The sequence below is a fragment of the Nonomuraea maritima genome (genome assembly GCF_900100395.1).
GTDB lineage: Bacteria > Actinomycetota > Actinomycetes > Streptosporangiales > Streptosporangiaceae > Nonomuraea > Nonomuraea maritima.
This window is the reverse complement of record NZ_FNFB01000019.1, coordinates 25,157-43,156: the sequence shown is the minus strand read 5'-3', so window position 1 is coordinate 43,156 and position 18,000 is coordinate 25,157. Positions and strand designations below refer to the sequence as shown.

At 72.3% G+C, this 18,000-nt stretch carries 13 protein-coding genes; 8 read left to right on the top strand and 5 right to left on the bottom strand.

Annotated features, from left to right (window positions below; all coding sequences use genetic code 11):
* The first annotated feature begins 82 nt into the window (after positions 1-82).
* Positions 83-1,669, top strand: coding sequence for an ADP-ribosyltransferase domain-containing protein (locus BLR04_RS25955; RefSeq protein WP_090770012.1), 1,587 nt, complete (start codon positions 83-85; stop codon positions 1,667-1,669).
* 45 nt (positions 1,670-1,714) lie between these two features.
* Here BLR04_RS25955 and BLR04_RS25950 read toward each other — a convergent pair whose 3' ends face one another.
* The 3 genes from BLR04_RS25950 to BLR04_RS25940 all read right to left on the bottom strand — a co-directional run bounded on the left by BLR04_RS25950 (position 1,715) and on the right by BLR04_RS25940 (position 7,772).
* Positions 1,715-5,356, bottom strand: a complete 3,642-nt coding sequence (locus BLR04_RS25950; RefSeq protein WP_218129158.1) for a S8 family serine peptidase — start codon at positions 5,354-5,356, stop codon at positions 1,715-1,717.
* Between the two features lie 105 nt (positions 5,357-5,461).
* Positions 5,462-6,637, bottom strand: coding sequence for a polysaccharide deacetylase family protein (locus tag BLR04_RS25945; RefSeq protein ID WP_143022201.1), 1,176 nt, complete (start codon positions 6,635-6,637; stop codon positions 5,462-5,464).
* A 130-nt stretch (positions 6,638-6,767) separates the two neighbouring features.
* Positions 6,768-7,772, bottom strand: coding sequence for an ROK family protein (locus tag BLR04_RS25940; protein ID WP_245740549.1), 1,005 nt, complete (start codon positions 7,770-7,772; stop codon positions 6,768-6,770).
* A gap of 81 nt (positions 7,773-7,853) precedes the next feature.
* Here BLR04_RS25940 and BLR04_RS25935 point away from each other — a divergent pair, with 81 nt between their 5' ends.
* The 7 genes from BLR04_RS25935 (at position 7,854) to BLR04_RS25905 (ending at position 16,912) form a co-directional block, all read left to right on the top strand.
* Complete coding sequence (locus BLR04_RS25935) at positions 7,854-9,062, top strand: ROK family transcriptional regulator (RefSeq protein ID WP_090770006.1); 1,209 nt, start codon at positions 7,854-7,856, stop codon at positions 9,060-9,062.
* 122 nt (positions 9,063-9,184) lie between these two features.
* The gene (locus BLR04_RS25930; RefSeq protein WP_090770186.1) at positions 9,185-10,246 is read left to right on the top strand and encodes a substrate-binding domain-containing protein; all 1,062 of its coding nucleotides are present in this window, start codon (positions 9,185-9,187) and stop codon (positions 10,244-10,246) included.
* On the top strand, positions 10,243-11,766 hold the full coding sequence (locus tag BLR04_RS25925; protein WP_090770003.1) for a sugar ABC transporter ATP-binding protein: 1,524 nt from the start codon (positions 10,243-10,245) through the stop codon (positions 11,764-11,766). Before BLR04_RS25930 ends, BLR04_RS25925 begins: the two co-directional genes overlap by 4 nt.
* Positions 11,763-12,728 carry an ABC transporter permease gene (locus BLR04_RS25920; protein ID WP_245740519.1) on the top strand — a complete coding sequence of 322 codons (966 nt, stop codon included), beginning with the start codon at positions 11,763-11,765 and terminating at the stop codon, positions 12,726-12,728. The genes BLR04_RS25925 and BLR04_RS25920 overlap by 4 nt, the downstream gene beginning before the upstream one ends.
* The gene (locus BLR04_RS25915; protein ID WP_090770001.1) at positions 12,725-13,705 is read left to right on the top strand and encodes an ABC transporter permease; all 981 of its coding nucleotides are present in this window, start codon (positions 12,725-12,727) and stop codon (positions 13,703-13,705) included. The genes BLR04_RS25920 and BLR04_RS25915 overlap by 4 nt, the downstream gene beginning before the upstream one ends.
* Before the next feature lie 13 nt (positions 13,706-13,718).
* On the top strand, positions 13,719-14,963 hold the full coding sequence (locus BLR04_RS25910; protein WP_090769999.1) for a Gfo/Idh/MocA family protein: 1,245 nt from the start codon (positions 13,719-13,721) through the stop codon (positions 14,961-14,963).
* Positions 14,964-15,187: 224 nt separating this feature from the next.
* Positions 15,188-16,912, top strand: coding sequence for a hypothetical protein (locus BLR04_RS25905; RefSeq protein WP_090769997.1), 1,725 nt, complete (start codon positions 15,188-15,190; stop codon positions 16,910-16,912).
* Here BLR04_RS25905 and BLR04_RS25900 read toward each other — a convergent pair.
* Both BLR04_RS25900 and BLR04_RS25895 read right to left on the bottom strand, forming a co-directional pair.
* Positions 16,900-17,379: a DUF5946 family protein gene (locus tag BLR04_RS25900; protein ID WP_090769995.1), complete on the bottom strand. Its 480-nt coding sequence runs from the start codon at positions 17,377-17,379 to the stop codon at positions 16,900-16,902. The two genes, BLR04_RS25905 and BLR04_RS25900, sit on opposite strands and share 13 nt — an antisense overlap.
* A 42-nt stretch (positions 17,380-17,421) precedes the next feature.
* Complete coding sequence (locus BLR04_RS25895; RefSeq protein WP_090769993.1) at positions 17,422-18,000, bottom strand: TetR/AcrR family transcriptional regulator; 579 nt, start codon at positions 17,998-18,000, stop codon at positions 17,422-17,424.

Sequence of the window (18,000 nt, the reverse complement as noted above, 5' to 3'; positions counted from 1 at the left end):
GGACGACATTACCGATCGAGGCCGACAAAATAGATCTTCGACTGATATTTCATCGCGAGACCCACCTCGGGAGCCCCCCTCGATGCGCGACACCCCCACGACCCCCGAGCCGGACGACCGGCTGGCCCTGGCCGAGCTCTTCAAGGACGGCGGCGAGCCGTGGCTGCCCCTGCTGCGCCCGGTCATCGAGGCGCAGCCGGACGCGCCCGCGTTCATCGGCCAGGAACGCGGCTCGGGCATCGTGCCCGTGCGAGAGCTGACCTTCCAGGCGCTCAAGCCGAACCCGCCGCACAAGTGGAAGGTCGTCGTCTTCGGCCAGAACCCGTACCCGCGAGCCGAGAGCGCGACCGGCATCGCCATGTTCGACAACACCTTCCACAACTGGGCCGACAGCACGTTCGGCAAGGTCATCACGATCCGCTGCATCATCAAGGCGGCGGCGATGTGGAAGCACGGCATCCCCAAGAAGACGCCGATCGCCGCCATCCGGGCGCTGCTCAAGGAGCACGACACCGTCCAGCCGCCGGAGTGGTTCCAGGCGATGCTCACGCAGGGCGTGCTGCTGCTGAACGCCGCGCTCACCGCGAGCGGCGACGGCGCGCTGCCCACCGACCGGCACACCGCGTTCTGGCGGCCGGTGGTCGAGAAGATCGTCGAGGAGATCCTCAGGGCCAAGCAGGAGGCCCCCGACGAGGCCGACCGCGGTGTCGTGTTCGCGTGGTGGGGGGTGCACGCGCGCAGCCTCAAGGAGGTCGTGCTCCGGGTCCAGCAGAAGTACCCCGGGGTGGAGGTCAGGCACATCGACCACGCCAACCCGGCGGCGCAGGGCGACATCTTCTGCGACGGCGACCACTTCGGCGCCGTCAACGCGGCGCTCGCCGACCTCGGCGCCGACGCGATCGACTGGCTGCCCGCCAAGGGGTGGAACGAGCACGCCCCTGCCGAGACGGCCGACCGCATGGGGGCGTTCATCGCCTCGACGATCGAGCTGCACCAGCTCTACCTGGAACGCCTCGCCGGGGTCAAGGACGAGGGTCTCGAACTCCCCGCGATCACGGGGGTGTTCGACACACCGCTCATGGCCTTCCCCGACGCCGTCGCCCCGGTGGCCAAGGTGCTGTCCGGTCTCGACTGGTACGTCCAGGAGTCGTACGCGTTCGCGCGGAGCAACGCCTCCGGTGGGCTCACCGCCGACGAGATCGCGGCGCTGCACCTCTACACCTGCGAGTCGGGGTTCTACCGGCAGATCAACGCGACCCTCCGTGACCCGGACCGTGACCGGATCGTCCCGTACCTGCCGTACCTGCGGTTGTTGTTCTCCGCGGTCTCCCGGCTGCCCGCCCGGCGGGAGCCGCTGTGGCGCGGGGTCGCGCTCGACCTGCGCGCCCAGTACCCCGTGGGCCGGACGGTGACCTGGTGGGGCGTGTCGTCCTGCACGTCCGAGCTCGCGGTGGCGCAGTCGTTCCTCGGTCGGCGCGGCAAGCGCACGCTGTTCGAGGTGCACCCGGTACGCGCGGTCGGCATCCGCGACTTCTCCGCGTTCACCGGCGAGGAGGAGTACATCCTGGCCCCCGGCACGCAGCTCGAGGTCGTCGACGTGACGACCACCCGCGGCGGGCTGTGCACCGTGCGGCTCACCGAGCTGCCCGACCAGGCGGCCGTGGCCTGACCAAGCTGACGGCGGCCCGCCATCACGCGATGGCGGGCCGCCGCGTCAGCGCAGTCCGACGGCTCTCATGACCGTCTGGGTGACGGCGTTGCCCGCCGAGTCACCCGCGCCGGCCCTGAGCGACACGAACGACGCCCCCTTCGGGGCGTGCAGCCGGAACTCCCCGTCGTGGCCGGCCTTCGGCCGCTGCCAGGTCTTCCCGTCGTCGTACGACACCTCAAGAGAGACCTTTCCGAGCCGCCCGGCCCCGACGGCCCCGGGCAGCGACGCCGCCGAGACGGTCAGCACGGCGTTCCGCGCGGCCCTGCCCGCGTCGTCGGTGCTGATCTCGTAGCGGAGCTGCACCAGCGGCAGCACCGCCTGGACGTCCTCCGCCGGGGCCTCGGAGGTGAAGGTCCACTCGGTGCGGGTGCTGGAGGAGTACGGGCTGACCGCCGCGTCCCTGCTGTTCTCGACGACGAGCCGGTAGGGCAGCCCGCCGGGGTCGGGAGCGGTGCCCCCGACGACCGTGCCCGTGCCCTGCCCGAGCTGCCGGTCGCCCTGGTACAGCGTGAGGGTCTGCCTCGTGCGCTGGTAGTCCATGGACATGCCGACGTGGTCGGACCCGCCGTAGCCGGGCACGTCGAAGCTCAGCCAGCTCCCGCTGCGGGTCGGCAGCTTGTAGTTGTCGTTCAGATGGGGACGTTCGATCGGCTTGAACCACTCCTGTGCCTGGGTGCTGCCGGGGCGGTAGGTGGTTTTGGGCTCGATCTCGTACAGCAGCCCGTCGACGTACGCCTCCTGGCCCCAGCTGTACGCGCCGCCGGTGGAGACCCAGTCGACGCGCTTGCCGTTCACCGGCTCCCGCATCGTGGTGCCGATGCCCCAGTTCGAGTAGTCGGGCCAGTCGAAGCGGTACTCGCCGCCTCCCAGCGTCCTGTCGGGGCTCGCGAAGGTGACGTCCACCCGCGCCAGGTTCTTCGGGCCGCCCTTCACCACCATGTCGGAGGGGATCTCGTTGTGCCAGGTCCGCATGAGGTCGTAGACGTACGGGCTGACGGGCTGCGACTCGACCGTGAGCGTGGTCCCGGCGCGGGCCTGCTCGATGAGCTTCTCGCCCTCGTCGGTGCTGAGCAGCGCGACGTCGATCGGGACGGGGGTCCACGGGTCGGCGCTGTAGCCGCGGATCTGCCGTCCACGCTCGTCGTTGGCGACGAGCAGCAGCTTCGCTCCCGCCTGCGCCGCGGCCGCCGCCTGGTCGGCGTCGCCGACCCGGCCGTTACGGCGGACCACGACGGCCTTGCCGCGCGCGTCGAGCCCCGCGTAGTCCGCGCTCGCGCCGTCGCCCGCGAAGACGACGGGCAGGCGGTGCCTGCCGGTGGGCAGCGGCGTGACCGAGTCCTGCCGCAGCACGTCGGTGAAGTCCGTCGTAGGGGAGCTGACGCGGAGCGCGGGCAGCTCCTTGCGCCACCGGGCGGCGAGGTAGAAGTCGCCGTTGCGCACCTTGGCCGTCGTGGGCTGGGCCCAGAGGCTGTCGTAGCTGGTCTGCGTCTCCATGTAGTCGCGCCAGGACGCCTCGCCCAGCGCGCGGTGGTACTCGAGACGCTGGTAGGTCGACTCGGTCGGCTGCGGGGTGGTCATGTCGACCCGGCGGATCTTGCGGACGTCGAGGGTGACCGTCCTGTCCCGGTCGAGGGTCACCTCGGGGTCGCCGAGCAGCGCCATGCCGAGCGAGTGCGGCCCGTGCACGCCCTGGACGTCCTTGAAGGACAGCACCGAGTACACGTCGCCGGGCAGGTAGACCTCGCCCGTGCCGGACTCGTCGATGATGTAGAACCCTGGCTCGCGGTCGCCCAGCCTGAGCAGCTCGACGACACCGCTCATGGGCTTGCCCGCGGCGTCCTTGAAGACCATGGTCAGCTTGTGCGCCACGTCGCCGAGCGACACCGCGGTGTGCGTCACCACCTTGCCGGCGGCGTCGGTCGCCACGATCTGGCCGCTGTGGCGTCCCTCACCCGAGCTGTTGATCGTGACGGTGACCTCGGCGGTGCCGTGCGCCGGCACGACGACCTGCTCGGTGGACAGCTTGAACAGGCCGGCGTTCTGCGCCTCCACAGCCAGGTCGAGCGTGACCGGGGAGCCGGTGGTGTTGGTGTAGGTCACCGGGCGGACGGCGGGGGAGCCGTCCGCGACCTGTCCGGCGAACGCGGTGGCCGAGGCGAACACGTCCGCCCGCACCGCCGCGGCGGCGTCGAGCCGGCCGCTGCCCGCCTGGAACGCGTCGTACGTGGGGGTGCGCACGGAGCTGCTGGTCAGCACGTCCTTCAGCTGGGCTCCGGTCAGCTCGGGGCGGGCGGCGGCCACCAGCGCGGCGGCGCCCGCCACGTGCGGGGTGGCCATGGAGGTGCCGCTCATCGTCTGGTACGCGCCCTCGCCCTCGGCGTACTGGGAACGCGCCGCGAGGATGTCGACGCCGGGAGCGGTGATCTCCGGCTTCAGCCCGCCGTCGCCGACCCTCGGGCCGGTGTTGGAGAAGAACGCCACGTCGTCGCTCGAGTCGACCGCGCCCACGGTCAGCGCGGCGTCGGCCGCACCGGGGCCGCCGATGCTGTACGGGGTGCCGGTGTTGCCGGCGGCGACCACGAACAGGGCGCCGGTCAGGTCGCTCAGGCGGGTGACCGCCTCGCTCAGCGGGTCGGTGCCGTCCGAGGGGGTGTTCGAGCCGAGGCTCATGTTGATGATCCTGGCGTGCTGGTCGACGGCCGCCCATTCCATGCCGGCGATGACCCAGGAGTCCTGGCCGAAGCCGTCGTCGCCGAGCACCTTGCCGATGTGCAGCTCGGCGCCGGGAGCCACGCCCTTCTCCGTACCGCCGGAGGCGGCGCCGGTGCCGGCGATGGTGGAGGCGACGTGCGTGCCGTGGCCCTTGCGGTCCTCCACGGTCTGGTCCGGTACGAAGCTCTTCGCGGCGGCGATGCGGTCGGCGAGGTCGGGGTGGCCGGTGTCCACGCCGGTGTCGAGGACGGCGACGTCCACGCCCTGGCCGGTGCCGCCGCCCGCCCACACCTCGGGGGCGCCGATCTGGGCGGTGGAGTCGGCTAGGTCGGCCCGTACGACGCCGTCCAGCCAGATCTTGGCGATGCCGGCGCCGAAGCCGGGCTTCGTCCGGGCGGCGGCCGGCGCGGCGGCGGTGACCGCCTGCCAGAAGTCGTCCGACTCCGTGCGGGTCTGGGTGAGCAGCGCGCCCTGGACGGCGGCGAGGTCGCGGACCCGGGTCGTGCCCGGAGGCGTGCTCGCGCGCAGGTTGTCGCCGGTGTCGTAGGAGACGATCAGCGGGAGCCGGTCGCGGTGGGCGTCGTCGTAGCCGTCCTCGACGAGGTCGGTGATGTTGAACAGGCGCCGGTCGAGGATGCCCTGGGCCACGTAGGGGAGGGCCGAGTCGGGGTAGACGTAGAGGTCGTCGCCGGACTCCATGACGCGGGCGCGGGCCGGTGAACCGCCCGGCCCCTGGACGACGACCGTCCCGCCGTCGGCGGTTCGGCGGGTGGTGACGACGTCGCCGGTGATGAGGGTGACCTGGTGGGTGCCGGGCGGGGCCGCGGTGGTCGTGGCCTGCGGGGGGTTCGCGAGGGCGGGGGTGCTCGCCAGCGCGAGGACCATGATGCCGGCGGTGGCCGGCGTGCGGAGGCGGGTGGGTAAGTGCTTCACATCGTCCCTGTACGTTGATCGTGAGTGTGGCAGCAGATTGTCGCAAATGGCATGTATGTGGCATCCACAGGCCTGCTGCGTTCAGATCCGTACAGGTGCGACGGTTCAGTCGACGATCACGTACGGCTCCGGAGGGAGACCGCCGCCGAACAGCAGCGGCAGGTACGGCACCGCGTCGACCACCGTCGGGATCGGTTCGCCGCTGGAGACGTACCGGTCGGCGACGATCGCGCCCGTGCTGTCGAACGTCCCGAAGCACAGGCCCGCCGCGCGGATGTCGTGGATGATCAGGGGCAGCGCCTTCATGAGCTCCCGGCCTGCCACGGTGTCGATGGGGCCGTCGTGCAGGAAGATGTTGCGCCGTCCTTCGGCGATGCCCGCGGCGATGTCGGCCCGCAGCTGATTGGCCGGACGGTCGGGCAGCCAGTCGGACGCGTCGATGTCGCCGCTGACGACCGTGAAGCCGAGCCGCGTCAGTTCGGCCCGCACCTGCTCGTTCGCCGCGAGGAAGGGCGGGCGCATGCCGGCGAACGGCCGCTCGACCCCGGCCCGGTCCAGGGCCTCCTCCGTGCGGTTCATCTCCTCTCGGAGTCTCGGCACGGTCACCTCGTTGAGGTTGGGGTGCTCGTAGGTGTGGTTGAGCACCAGGTGGCCCTCCTGCCGTTCGAACGCCGCCAGGTGCGGGTTGGCGTCGACGCGCATGCCCACGTCGAAGAACGTCGCCGTGACCTGCTTGTCGCGCAGGATGGCGAGCGTCTGTCCGCGGTAGAACGACGGGCCGTCGTCGAACGTCAGCGCCACCCGGTCGGCGCAGGTGTTCTGGACGGAGCGGTCGTGGGGGCCGCCGACGCGTGAGCGGGCGGCGGCCGCGCGGATCTCGCCCGCCTCGCGCGCGCTCAGGAGGTCTGATGCGTGGAACGCGCGGGTGACACGGCCCACGGTGGACACGAAGGCGCCGTGCGTGGCGAACGGCTCCTCCTGCCAGACGACGTCGAGCAACGTGCAGCCGTCGCCACGATCAGGATTGCGGATCCCCGTGTCGATCCGCGGAGGCCCGAACCACACTGTGCCCTCGCCCGACCACCCACCGGGACACGCATCAGCGCCCACCTGCGCAGCCTGGCTCGCGCTCGTCTGGGCGTACGTCGTCATCGGGGTCGTGGTGGTGTTCTCGGCGGAGGCGGAGGCGGTTGCTGGGAGGGTGGTCAGGGCGGTGGCTGTCAGGGCTGCCAGAAGGGTGCGTTTCCCGGGCCTTGTCCGTGCCTTCAGCGTTCTGGTCATGCGCCGCTCCTTCGGGGTCGGGGGCATGCCGAGTGCGGCTGATCTCTGTGAAGGTACCTGGGGGTGATCGCGTCGTGGGCGGTCGGGTACGTGACTTTTTGGTCTTGGTGATAAATAAGTGGCCTGGCGGTCAGGACAGCGCGGCGGCGGCCAGGGCGCCGGCCACTGCGGCGCGTGGGCCGAACGTGCTGGGTCTGACCTGCGGTGACACGCCGTCCGTGACGGCGAGCCAGCGCCGGGTGGCGGCCAGTGTCTCAGGGCGTGCGCCGATCCCACCGCCGAGCACGAACGTCGCCGGGTCGACGATCGCCCGGATCGCCCGCAGTGCCAGCGCGAGGAGCCGTCCGAGCTCGTCCAGCACCTGCGCGGCCGCCGCGTCGCCGCCGGTCGCGGCCGTGAGCACCTCGGGGGCCGGCCGTCGCACACCGGTCAGCTCCTGGTAGCGACGCTCCACACCACCCCCGCTGACCTGCTGCTCCAGCGGTCCGTGCACGAGGTTGGCCGGGTCGAACGGGTCGGCGCCGAGCGGCAGGTCGGCCACCTCGCCGGCCAGCCCGCGGCTGCCGGTGTACATCCGGCCGCCGAGCACGAGGCCGAGCCCCACCCCGGTGCCGACCGCGACGAACGCGAGGTCGCTGCCGCCGTCCGGCTGCCAGACGTGCTCGCCCCAGGCGGCCAGGTTGGCGTCGTTGTACATCAGCGGCCGAACGCCCAGCCGTGCCTCGAGGTCGGCGGCTACGTTCATGTCGTCCCAGCCGGGGATGTTGGGCGCGTGGCCGACGGCTCCGGTGACCGGGTCGGGCGCGCCGGGACACCCCACCGCGACCCGCGGCGGCCACCCGGCGGCCTCGCCCGCCGGCGCGTCCCTCGAAAGCTCCTCCACCATCCGGGCGATCTGGCTGGTCACGGCCGTGCCGCCGCGCGGATCGGTTCGTTCGACGCGGTCCAGCAGCCGGTGCCGTACGGGGTCGTAGAGCACCGCGTGCACCTTGGTGCCGCCCAGGTCCACGCCCACCACGTAACCGGTCGCCCCGGGAGAGCCCGCCGGGACGTCGCCCCCCGACGGCAGCCAGCCGTTCTCGGCCAGCGCCCGGCGCAGTGGTCCGGCCAGGCCGGTACGGTCGGTTCCGCGCATCACCACGGGCGGAGTCTCCCAGTCTCAAGCGGGTCGGGGACGGATAGTATCAGCCTGATAGAAAACTCAGGGGGAGCAGTCATGTCGGGTCCGACCTCCTCGACGGCCAACGCCGGCACCGTCTCGCGGGTGAACCAGACCGCGATCCTCGACGTGCTGCGGCGGCACGGGCCGCTGTCACGGCAGGAGATCGGCGCCCGCACCGGCCTCAGCGCCGCCACCGTCAACCGGCTGGCCGGGCAGCTGCTGCGCAAGGGTCTGGTCGTCACCGACGGACAGCAGCCGTCGACCGGCGGGCGGCCGTCCATCCTGCTGCGCTACAGCGGGCGGGCCCACCTCGTGTCCGTCGTCCACGTGGGGGCCACCCGCACCGAGGGCGCGCTCGTCGACTTCGACGGCACCATCGTCCACCGGGTCAACCGCCCGGTGGTGCCGGACGTCCTGCACGCCGCCGACCGCGCCACCATCCGCCTGGAGGAGGCGCTGTCCGTCGCCGCCGAGCTGGGCGCCGCCGCGGGCGAGCGGGGCCAGCGGAGCCAGGCGGTCGGGGTCGCCGTCCCGGGCGTCGTGGACGGTGCCGAGGGGCGCGTGACCTGGGCGCCCGCGCTCGACTGGCGCGAGGTGCCGGTCGGCTCGCTGCTGCACGACCGCACCGGGCTGCCGGTCGTGGTCGAGAACGACGCCAACCTGCTGGCCGTGGGCGAGCACCACCGGGGCGCCGGCCAGGGCGTCCAGGACCTGGTGGCCCTGGTGCTCGGCACCGGCATCGGCGTCGGCATCATGACCGGCGGGCGGCTGCACCGCGGGTCGCGCGCGGCGGCCGGCGAGATCGGCTACATGCTGCTCGGCCGCTCGTCGCTGACCCGGTTCTTCCCCGGCTTCGGCGACCTGGAGAGCAGGGTCGGCTCGGCGGGGCTTACCCGGCAGGCCCGCGAGCGCGGCATCGCCGCGCCGGCCGACCGGCCGCTCACCGCCGCCGACGTGTTCGACCTGGTCCGCAGCGGGGGCGTCCAGGCGCGGGCGCTGCTGGAGGAGACGCTCGACTACGTCGCGCTGGCCGTCGCCAACCTGTGCACCGTGCTCGATCCGGAGCTGGTCATCGTCGGCGGCGAGATGGGCGGGGCGGCCGATCTCATCACCCCCGGCCTGCGCGACCGGCTCGTCGGCCGCATCCCGCACGTGCCGCGCATGGCCGCCTCGGCGCTGGGCGACGACGCCGCGATCATCGGCGCCGCCGAGCTGGCCGCGCGCCTGGTGAGCGACTTCGCGTACGTCCAGGCGACCCGCTGACGGCGACCGCCCGCCGCAGGAAAGGCCCTCCCGAACGGTAGACGGCACCACCGGCCGTGGGGCACCATGGGGCCACTTATTGCTCGTGCTGGTTGAAAAGTCGCCGAGGAAAGGTGGTCCTGATGCCGAGACCGAGTCGAAGGTGGCGCGCGGGTGCCGCGGCCGGCGTCCTGACCCTGATCCTGGCAGCGTGCGGCAGCTCGGACGGCGGCTCGGGCGGGGGCGGCGGGCGGCCGTACACCATCGGGCTCAGCAACGGGTTCGTCGGTAGCGAGTGGCGTACGCAGATGGTGGAAGGGCTGCAGGCCGCGTTCGCCGAGTACCAGAAGCAGGGCGCCGTGGACGAACTGGTCGTCGAGAGCGCCGACACCGACGTCAACGGCCAGATCCAGCAGATCCGCAACCTCATCAACCGGGACGTCGACGCGATCATCGTCAACCCCAACTCCGAGACCGCCCTCGACGCCGTCTTCCGCGAGGCCGAGCAGCAGGGCATCCAGGTGTTCGCCATCGACCAGGCGGTCACCTCCAAGGACGTCACGAACGTCGTCATCGACCAGGCCGAATGGGCCCGCATCTCCGCCAAGTGGCTGGCCGGGCAGGTCGGCGAGGGCGGCGACATCGTGGTCGTCAACGGCATCGCCGGCCACCCGGCCAACGAGATGCGCTGGAACGCCGCCAAGCAGGTGTTCGCCGACGCCAAGGTCAACGTGCTGAGCGTGGCCGACGGCAACTGGGACCAGGCGACCGGGCAGCAGGTGATGACGAACCTGCTGGCCACCTACCCCGACGTCGACGGCGTCTGGACGCAGGACGGCATGGCAGAGGGCGTGTTCCGCGCCGTCCAGGCGGCCGACCGGCTGAAGCAGATCAAGATCTCCGGCGAGGCCCGGGTCGGGTTCATGCGGCTGTGGAACCAGGCGCGCGCCGACGGGTTCGAGAGCATCGGCGTGGTGAACCCGCCAGGCGGCGCCGTCTCCGCGCTGCACATGGCGGTCAACGCTCTTGACGGCAAGACGTTCGCCGGCGGGAAGATCAACGGCAACACCGTCACCATTCCCATCCCGTACACCGTCGATCAGGCGAACTTCGAGCAGCACTGGGGCGCCGCGGGCGGCGAGAGCGACGCCTACAGCCTCGACGGCTCGCTCACCCCCGAACAGGCAGCGGAATACTTCCAATGAGCACGCTCCTGGAGATGACCGGCGTCCGCAAGCGGTACGGCGGCGTCCAGGCGCTCGACGGGGCCGACCTCACCGCGGTGGGCGGTGAGGTGCACGCCCTGCTCGGCCCCAACGGCTCGGGCAAGAGCACGCTCGACAAGACGCTCGCCGGCACGGTCGTCCCCGACTCCGGCGAGATCAGGATCGACGGCGAGGCGGCGCGCATCGGCGGCCCGCGCGACGCGCACGCGCTCGGCGTCGCCGCCGTCCACCAGCAGCTCAGCATCGTCGGCGACCTCACGGTGACGCAGAACGTGGTGCTCGGTCTTGAGCCGGTCCGCCGGTGGGGGTTCCTCGACCACCGCGCCGCCCGCGACCGCGCCGCCGCCGCGCTGGAGCGGTTCGCCGCCGCGTTCTCCGGACGGCTGCCGCTGGATCGGCCGGCCGGCACGCTCGGGCCCGGCGAGCAGCAGATCGTCGAGGTCGCGAAGGCGCTCGCCCGCGAGCCGCGCGTTCTCGTCCTGGACGAGGCCACCGCGTCCCTGCACAAGGAGCAGGTCGAGGTGCTGTTCGAGGTGGTGCGGGAGCTGCGCGCGGCGGGCGTGCTCGTACTGTTCACCTCGCACCGGCTGGACGAGGTGTTCGCGCTGTGCGACCGCGCGACGGTGCTGCGCAACGGGCGTACCGTCGGCACCGTCGAGCTGGCCGCCACCGGCGAGGACGAGCTGGTCCGGCTCATGGTCGGCGACTTGCCGCACCCCGCGGACCTCGCCGTGGCCCCGCCGCCGGCGGGAGCCGGAGCGGCGGTGCTCGAGGTGCGCGGGCTCACCACCGACCGGCTGCGCGACGTGTCCTTCACCGTACGCGGCGGCGAGGTGCTGGGACTCGGCGGGCTGCAGGGGCAGGGCCAGTCGGAGCTCCTGCTCGCCCTGTTCGGCGCCGCCCGGATCACCGCGGGCGAGGCGCTGCTGGACGGCGAGCCGCTGCCGCTGACCTCCCCCGCGAGGGCTGCCCGCGCCGGGATCGCGCTGGTGCCCGGCGACCGCGGCAGGCAAGGCATGTTCGCCTCCCGGCCGATCCAGGAGAACCTGTCGCTGGCCAGCATGCACCGCCGGGCGCTGGGGAGGTTCGCGCTGCGCGCGTCGTCCGAACGGCGCGCCGCCCGGACGATGGTCGACCGCCTGCAGATCAAGCTCGGCTCGCCGGCCGACCCCGTGTCCACGCTGTCGGGCGGCAACCAGCAGAAGGTCGTCATCGGCAAATGGCTGCTCGACCAGCCGCGCGTGGTGCTGCTCGACGACCCGACCAAGGGCGTCGACGTCGGCGCCAAGGAGGAGATCTACGCGATCGTCCGCGCCCTCGCAGACGACGGCGCGATCGTCGTCCTCAACTCCAGCGACAACCGGGAGCTGGCCGAGCTGAGCGACCGCGTGCTGGTGCTGTTCGAGGGCGCCGTCGCCGAGGAGCTGGCCGCGGCGGCCGTCACCGAGAACCGGCTGGTGTCCAGCGCGCTGCGGCTCGCCCCTGGGGAGTCGCTGTGAACGTCCTGCGCGAGATCAGGCTGCCCGGCGTGCAGCTGTCCGGGACGGCGACCGTCGCGATGCTGGTCGCGGCCGTTGTCGTCAACTCGGCGCTGCAGCCGAACTTCTGGAGCGCCTACGCGCTCACCTCCAACTTCGCGACGTTCGTCCCGCTGGTCGCGATCGCCGTCGGGCAGACGATCGTGGTGCTCAGCGGCGGCATCGACCTCTCGCTCGGCGCGCAGGTCACGCTGTCCGCCGTCGCCGCCGTCCAGCTCCTCGACGGGCGGCTCGACCGGCTCCCGCTCGCCGTGGCCGCCGCGCTGGGCGTCGGACTGGCCTGCGGCGCGCTGAACGGGCTGGTCGTCGCGCTCTTGCGGCTGCAGCCGATCGTGGCGACGTTCGCGACGAGCTTCGTCTTCTCCGGGCTGGCGCTCGTGGTGCTGCCCACCCCCGGCGGCTCGGTACCGATCGAGGTCACCACGGTGTACCGCGACGCCGTCCTCGGGGTGCCGGTCGCGCTGCTCGCGATCCTCGGGCTCGCGCTGCTCTGGTGGGTGCTGCGCCGGCACCGCGTGCTGCGGCACGTCTACGCCGTCGGCGGCGACCCGGAGGCGGCGTACGCGTCGCTGGTGCCCGTCGCGCGGACGCGGGTCCTGGCGTACGTGCTGGGCGGGCTGTTCGCGGCGCTCGCGGCGCTGGCGGTCCTCGCCAACACCGGCTCCGGCGACCCGTTCGTCGGCAACGAGTTGACGCTCGCGTCGGTCGCCGCGGTGGTGCTCGGCGGCACGGCGCTGGCCGGCGGGCGCGGCGGGGCGGGCGGGTCCATCCTCGGCGCCATCGTGCTCGCGCTGGTCACGAACATCGTGTTCTTCGCCGACGTGCCGACGACGTACCGCCAGCTCGTCAACGGCGCCGTGATCATCCTCGCGCTCGCCCTCGCCGGGATCCCGGCTCTGCAGAAGAGGAGGCCGGCGGCATGAGCGCACCTACCGTGGAGGCGCCGCGGCGGGTCCTGTCCTGGCGGCCGGGGCCGGTGGCGCTGGCGGGCGCGATCGCCGTCGCGCTCGTGATCGCCGGGGAGCTCGTCTCGCCCGGGTTCGCCGGGTACGGCCAACTGGTCAACCTCATGCGGGTGGCGGCGTTCCTCGGCGTCATCGCGATCGGCCAGACCATCGTGATCATCGCGGGTGGCGGCGGCGTGGACCTGTCCGTCGGCAAGGTGGCCACGTTCGCGGCCATCATCGGGTCGCGGGTGATGGCCGGCGACGACGGTGACCTCGTACCGGCCGTGGCCCTGGCGCTCGCGGTCGCCGCGGCGATCGGGCTGGTCAACGGGCTCGGCGTGACGCTGCTGCGCATCCCGCCGTTCGTCATGACGCTCGGCATGATCGGCGTGGTGCAGGGCCTGATCCTCGCCTACACCGGCGGGCAGGCCAGCGGACGGGCCGCGCCCGCGCTCACGTCGCTGGTCAACGGCCGGCTCATCTTCGACCTGCCGGGGCTGCTGTTCCTGTGGGCGGCGCTCGGCCTGCTCGCCGTCTGGCTGCTGCGCCGCACGACGTTCGGCTGGAACCTGTTCGCCGTGGGGGCGAACCGCACCGCCGCTGAGCTGAGCGGCGTCCGGGCCGACCGCACCCTGATCGTCGCGTACGTGCTGTCCGCGACGTTCGCCGGGCTGGGCGGCATCCTGCTGCTCGGCTACACCGAGTCGGTCTTCCTCGACCTGGCCGACCAGTACATGCTGCCGTCGGTGGCGGCCGTCGTCATCGGAGGGACGATGCTCGCCGGCGGCATCGGCGGGTACGCCGGCACCGCGGTCGGCGCGATCGTGCTCACCGTCCTTCAGGGTCTGCTCACCACGCTGGACATCGGCGGTGCCGGGCGCACCGTCGTCAACGGCGTCGTCCTGCTCGTCCTGCTGTCGCTGTACGGGCGGCAGCGACGCCTTCGAAGTTAGGGGTCCTTCCACGATGCAGAACAGCGAACGCCTCGGGGTCGGCATCGTCGGCGCCGGATTCATGGCGAACTTCCACGTCACGTCGTGGACCGGCGTACGCGACGGCGACATCGTGGCCGTCCAGAGCCCGCGGGCCGAGAGCGCGCAGGCGCTCGCCGACCGCTGCCGCGAGCTGCGGGTCGGCGACGCCCGCGCCTACACCGATCTGCGCGAACTTGTCCGCGACCCGCGAGTCGACGCCGTCTGGGTGGTGGCGCCGAACCACGCCAGGCTCGCCGTCGTCGAGACCATCGCGGACGAGGTCACGTCCGGACGCGCCTCGCTCGTCGGCATCGCCGTCGAGAAGCCGCTCGGCCGCACGCTCGCCGAGGCCCGCCGCGTGCTCGAGCTGGTCGAGGGCGCGGGGCTGCTGCACGCGTACCTGGAGAACCAGGTGTACGCGCCCGCGGTGACGCGCGGACACGAGCTGCTGTGGACCAGGGGGGCCGCGCTCGCCGGGACGCCCTACCTCGCCCGCTGCGCCGAGGAGCACAGCGGCCCGCACGCCGCCTGGTTCTGGGACGGCACGCGGCAGGGCGGCGGCGTGCTCAGCGACATGATGTGCCACTCGATCGAAGCCGGACGCTACCTGCTGACGCCGCCCGGCGCCGACCAGTCGGACTGGCTCACCCCCGTGTCGGTGAGCGCGCAGATCGCCTCGCTCAAGTGGTCACGCAAGCGGCACGCCGCGCAACTGGCCGAGCGGTTCGGCGTCGACTACGCCCGGCGGCCCGCCGAGGACTACGCCCACGCCACCATCACGTTCCGCAACGGCGACGGCGAGGAGACGGTCGTCGAGGCGACCACGTCGTGGAGCTACGTCGGGCCGGGGCTGCGGCTGACGTTCGAGCTGCTCGGCCCGGAGTACTCGCTGAGCGCGGGCACACTGAGCACCGAGGCGCAGCTGTTCCTCAGCCGCGAGATCCGCTCGCCCGAGGGCGAGGACCTCGTCGAGAAGCAGGGCGCGGAGCAGGGGCTGCTGCCGATCGTGTCCGACGAGGCCATGACGTACGGGTACACGACCGAGAACCGTGTGGTGAGCGCCGACTTCCTCGCCCGGCGGCAGCCGCGCGAGAGCCTGGAACATGGGGTCGAGGTCAGCGAGCTCATGATGGCCGCGTACCTGTCCGCCGAGACCGGCGAGACCGTACGCTTCCCGGTGTCCGGCCTGGACGCGTTCGTCCCTGCGGTGGCGCAGGGGACGTGGCGGAACGGCTGACCACCTCTGCGGCGGCGATGGACGTCGCCCGCCGCCGGAACTCAGCAGAGTCCTGACGAGTACCCCTGTCGAGCGCCTCCGCCGGCACTCTTCGTCGCGGCCGGCCGAGGTGGCCGTGCTCGTGGCGGGTGCGCCGGCCTGTCGGCATGGTGGTGGCGTGACCGGCTTATAACGATCTCGGTCATGGCAGGTTTCGGGGGCATGGCGCTGGGATGATCCGCAGCGTGCTGCGGAATGTCGGCCGGTACCGGTTCGGGCGGGTGGCTGCCCTCGTTGTCGGGGTTTACCTGGTGGCGATGGTCGGCGCGGGGGTGTTCGCTGCCGTCACCCGAGATCTGTCGGTGTTGGCTGCGGGCGCCTTGACGTACGTCCCCTCCGGGGAGGAGGACGGCTGGCTATGGCTGTTGCTCGCCGCGAAGTGCGGGTTCAACGCTTGGGTGCTCTGGCAGGTGTTGCGGGGTCCGGCGCTGCCGCTCGCCGAGGGGTTGCCGCGTGACGTGGTGTGGCTCCGGCGGCTGCTCTACGTCGGTGTCGCCGGTGATCTGGTGCTCTGGGAGCTGGTCGAGGCGGTGGTGTCCGGGGTCTATGACGCGGCTCTGGGCTATGCCGTGTGGGTCGTCACGGTGGTCCTGCTGGTGCGGGTCTTCTCGGGGGTCTCGGCCTGGCTCCGGGTGAGCGTCCTCGTGCTCGTCCTGGGCGGCGTTCCGGCTTCGTGGGCGCTGATCCTCAGCGGCGCCGGCACGCCGGTGCTGCTCGCCCTGCCGGGCGTGGCGAGCATGGGTGGTCTGGTGCTGCTGATCATCGGACAGAGACGCGACGGACGCTGGAGTGAAACCACGATCACCTGTGGGCGGGTCGTGATGGTCAGCCCGCTGGCCGTCCCGTTGCTCGCCACCGTGGCCGGGTACGTGTCGTTCGCCGGTGCGCCGCTCGCCGTGGGCGCGATCGGCCTGGTCAACGCGGTGTGGCTGGCGCGTACCGCTCACGAGCTCGGCACGTCCGCCCCGCAGCCCGCCGCCGCTCAGCCTGCCGCCGCCCGGGGCTCGCGGCTGCCGCTCGCCGTCGCGCTCGCGCTGCCGCTCGCCGCGGTCGGCGCCGAGGAAGGCGCCAGGTACAGCTTCACCGGCACGGACGTGGGCTGCGGCGACCAGGTCCGCCCCTACGCCGACACCCGGCCGGTGGACCGGCGGCAGGCGTACCTCTGCCTGGCCAGGACGGGCGTCTTCGACAGGCCGGTGTTCGGCGAGGACGAGCCGGACCAGCACGTCCTCGCGTACGGCGATCGGCTGTGCGCGGGAGACCACCGGGAGGGTGTGTTGACCCCGGCCGGACTCGATGCGCTCGAGTTCCTGTGTCCCGACGTCGTCGCCCGGCAGCGGGTCGAGACCATGCGGGACCAGGAGGAACGGGCGCGCGAGTACGTGGCGTGGGAGGCCGAGGTCGCCGCGATGAGCGACCGCTGCACCGACCCCTGGCCGAGGATGCGGGGCAGAAGGCAGGGTACGGCCGCGTACCTGTTCGGCGAAGGAGGCGGCTACGCCGTCCGGGACGACCGGGACGGCATCGGAGAAGAAGACCCTTTCCCGGAGGACGGGATCGTCGACGCTGCCGGCAGCGCCGCCGTCGTGCTGACCCACACCGACAGGCCGATGTGTCTCACGGTCAAGGCGTTCCGGTCGGCGCCGCCGCTCCGTCTCAAGGGCTGGCGCGATGTGGTGGAGGTGGGCGTCCGGAGCCGTAGTGGCCGGTTGGTCGTGCCGCCGTACCCGGAGGGCGGCGACAGCGGGGCGGTCGAGCCGCTGCCCAACCTCGCCGTCGCGGGCCCCGGCCCGTACCGGATGCGTGTCTACTCACGCCTGCGCCCGCGCCACCCGGACATGTCCGCCGAGGAGCACCTGATCGTCGTCTACCCCGGCCGTTCCACGAAGAAGGTCGTTCATCGTGGCTGACCGGTGCGCCACGCCTCCAGGGTCGCCTCGGCGATGGTCTGGATACGTCGCCCGTACGCCGGATGCCCGTCGAAGACGAAGCTGCTGTCCACGGCCGGCAACCCGCTGAAAGAGGCGCGAAAGCCCTGGGGAAAGCCGTCCTGGGGAAGGGGGGCGTACCCCTCGAAGGACCTCGTGTCGTAGCTCGAGCGTGAGCGGTGGTTGTTGCGCGCCACCTGATGAGCTGACACGCGATGCAGGGCGTCGAGCCCTTGGTCCAGGTAGAGCTGCAGCAGGCGGAACTGGAAGTCGAGGTACCGTCGGTGCCCTTCGGCGGGATGCTGCAGGAGGTACGCGCAGACCACGGGCGCGTGCCAGGAGTACATCTCGGGGTCGGACTGCTCCTCGGCCAGGATGGCGTGGTAGTAGTCCGCGCACAGGCCCAGCGGCCCGGCGGCCGCGCCGCAGGCGCACCGGTCATCTGCCATGGGCGGCACCCTAGGCGGCGGGCGACGACTCTGTCGACGCGTTTACCTCAGGCCGGCGAGCAACAGGTCGGTCACCGCTTCGAAGGTGCGGTCGATGTCGGGGGAGGACCATTCGCGGGCGTGCAGGGGGTTGTGGAACTGCGCCGTCGCCGAGAAGACGGCGGTGGCCGCGACGCCCGCGTCGCACCCGGTGAACTCGCCGCGCTCGATGCCCGAGCTGATGATCACTCGGATCTGCGCGACGAGGTCCTGGACGTGGGCCACGCCGACCTCGCTGTGTTCGGTGACCAGGAGCGTGTAGATGCCGAACAGCTCGGGTTCGTCGCGCGCGTGGGTCTTCTTGGAGTGGAAGAGGGTCGTCAGCCACTGCCTGAGGCGTTCGGGCGCGGGGGTGTCCAGCGCCGCGATCTCCTTGAGGCCGCCGTGGACGCGGTCGAGCCAGTCACCGGCGACGGCCTCGCGCAGGGCCGACTTGGTCGGGAAGTGGCGGTAGATGCTGCCCGGGCTGACGGTCAGGGCGCGCGCGACGTCGGCGACCGTCGCCTTGGCCGGTCCGTACCGTCGCAGCACGTCCTCGGTGGCGTCGAGGATCTGCTGCCTGGTGAGAACGGTGTCGGCCAC

Bases quoted from the DNA above. Each gene is read 5' to 3' on its own strand.
- BLR04_RS25930 (WP_090770186.1), top strand. From the start codon at position 9,185: ATGCCGAGACCGAGTCGAAGGTGGCGCGCGGGTGCCGCGGCCGGCGTC.
- BLR04_RS25955 (WP_090770012.1), top strand. From the start codon at position 83: ATGCGCGACACCCCCACGACCCCCGAGCCGGACGACCGGCTGGCCCTG.
- BLR04_RS25945 (WP_143022201.1), bottom strand. From the start codon at position 6,637: ATGACCAGAACGCTGAAGGCACGGACAAGGCCCGGGAAACGCACCCTT.
- BLR04_RS25900 (WP_090769995.1), bottom strand. From the start codon at position 17,379: ATGGCAGATGACCGGTGCGCCTGCGGCGCGGCCGCCGGGCCGCTGGGC.
- BLR04_RS25935 (WP_090770006.1), top strand. From the start codon at position 7,854: ATGTCGGGTCCGACCTCCTCGACGGCCAACGCCGGCACCGTCTCGCGG.
- BLR04_RS25925 (WP_090770003.1), top strand. From the start codon at position 10,243: ATGAGCACGCTCCTGGAGATGACCGGCGTCCGCAAGCGGTACGGCGGC.
- BLR04_RS25940 (WP_245740549.1), bottom strand. From the start codon at position 7,772: ATGCGCGGAACCGACCGTACCGGCCTGGCCGGACCACTGCGCCGGGCG.
- BLR04_RS25910 (WP_090769999.1), top strand. From the start codon at position 13,719: ATGCAGAACAGCGAACGCCTCGGGGTCGGCATCGTCGGCGCCGGATTC.
- BLR04_RS25915 (WP_090770001.1), top strand. From the start codon at position 12,725: ATGAGCGCACCTACCGTGGAGGCGCCGCGGCGGGTCCTGTCCTGGCGG.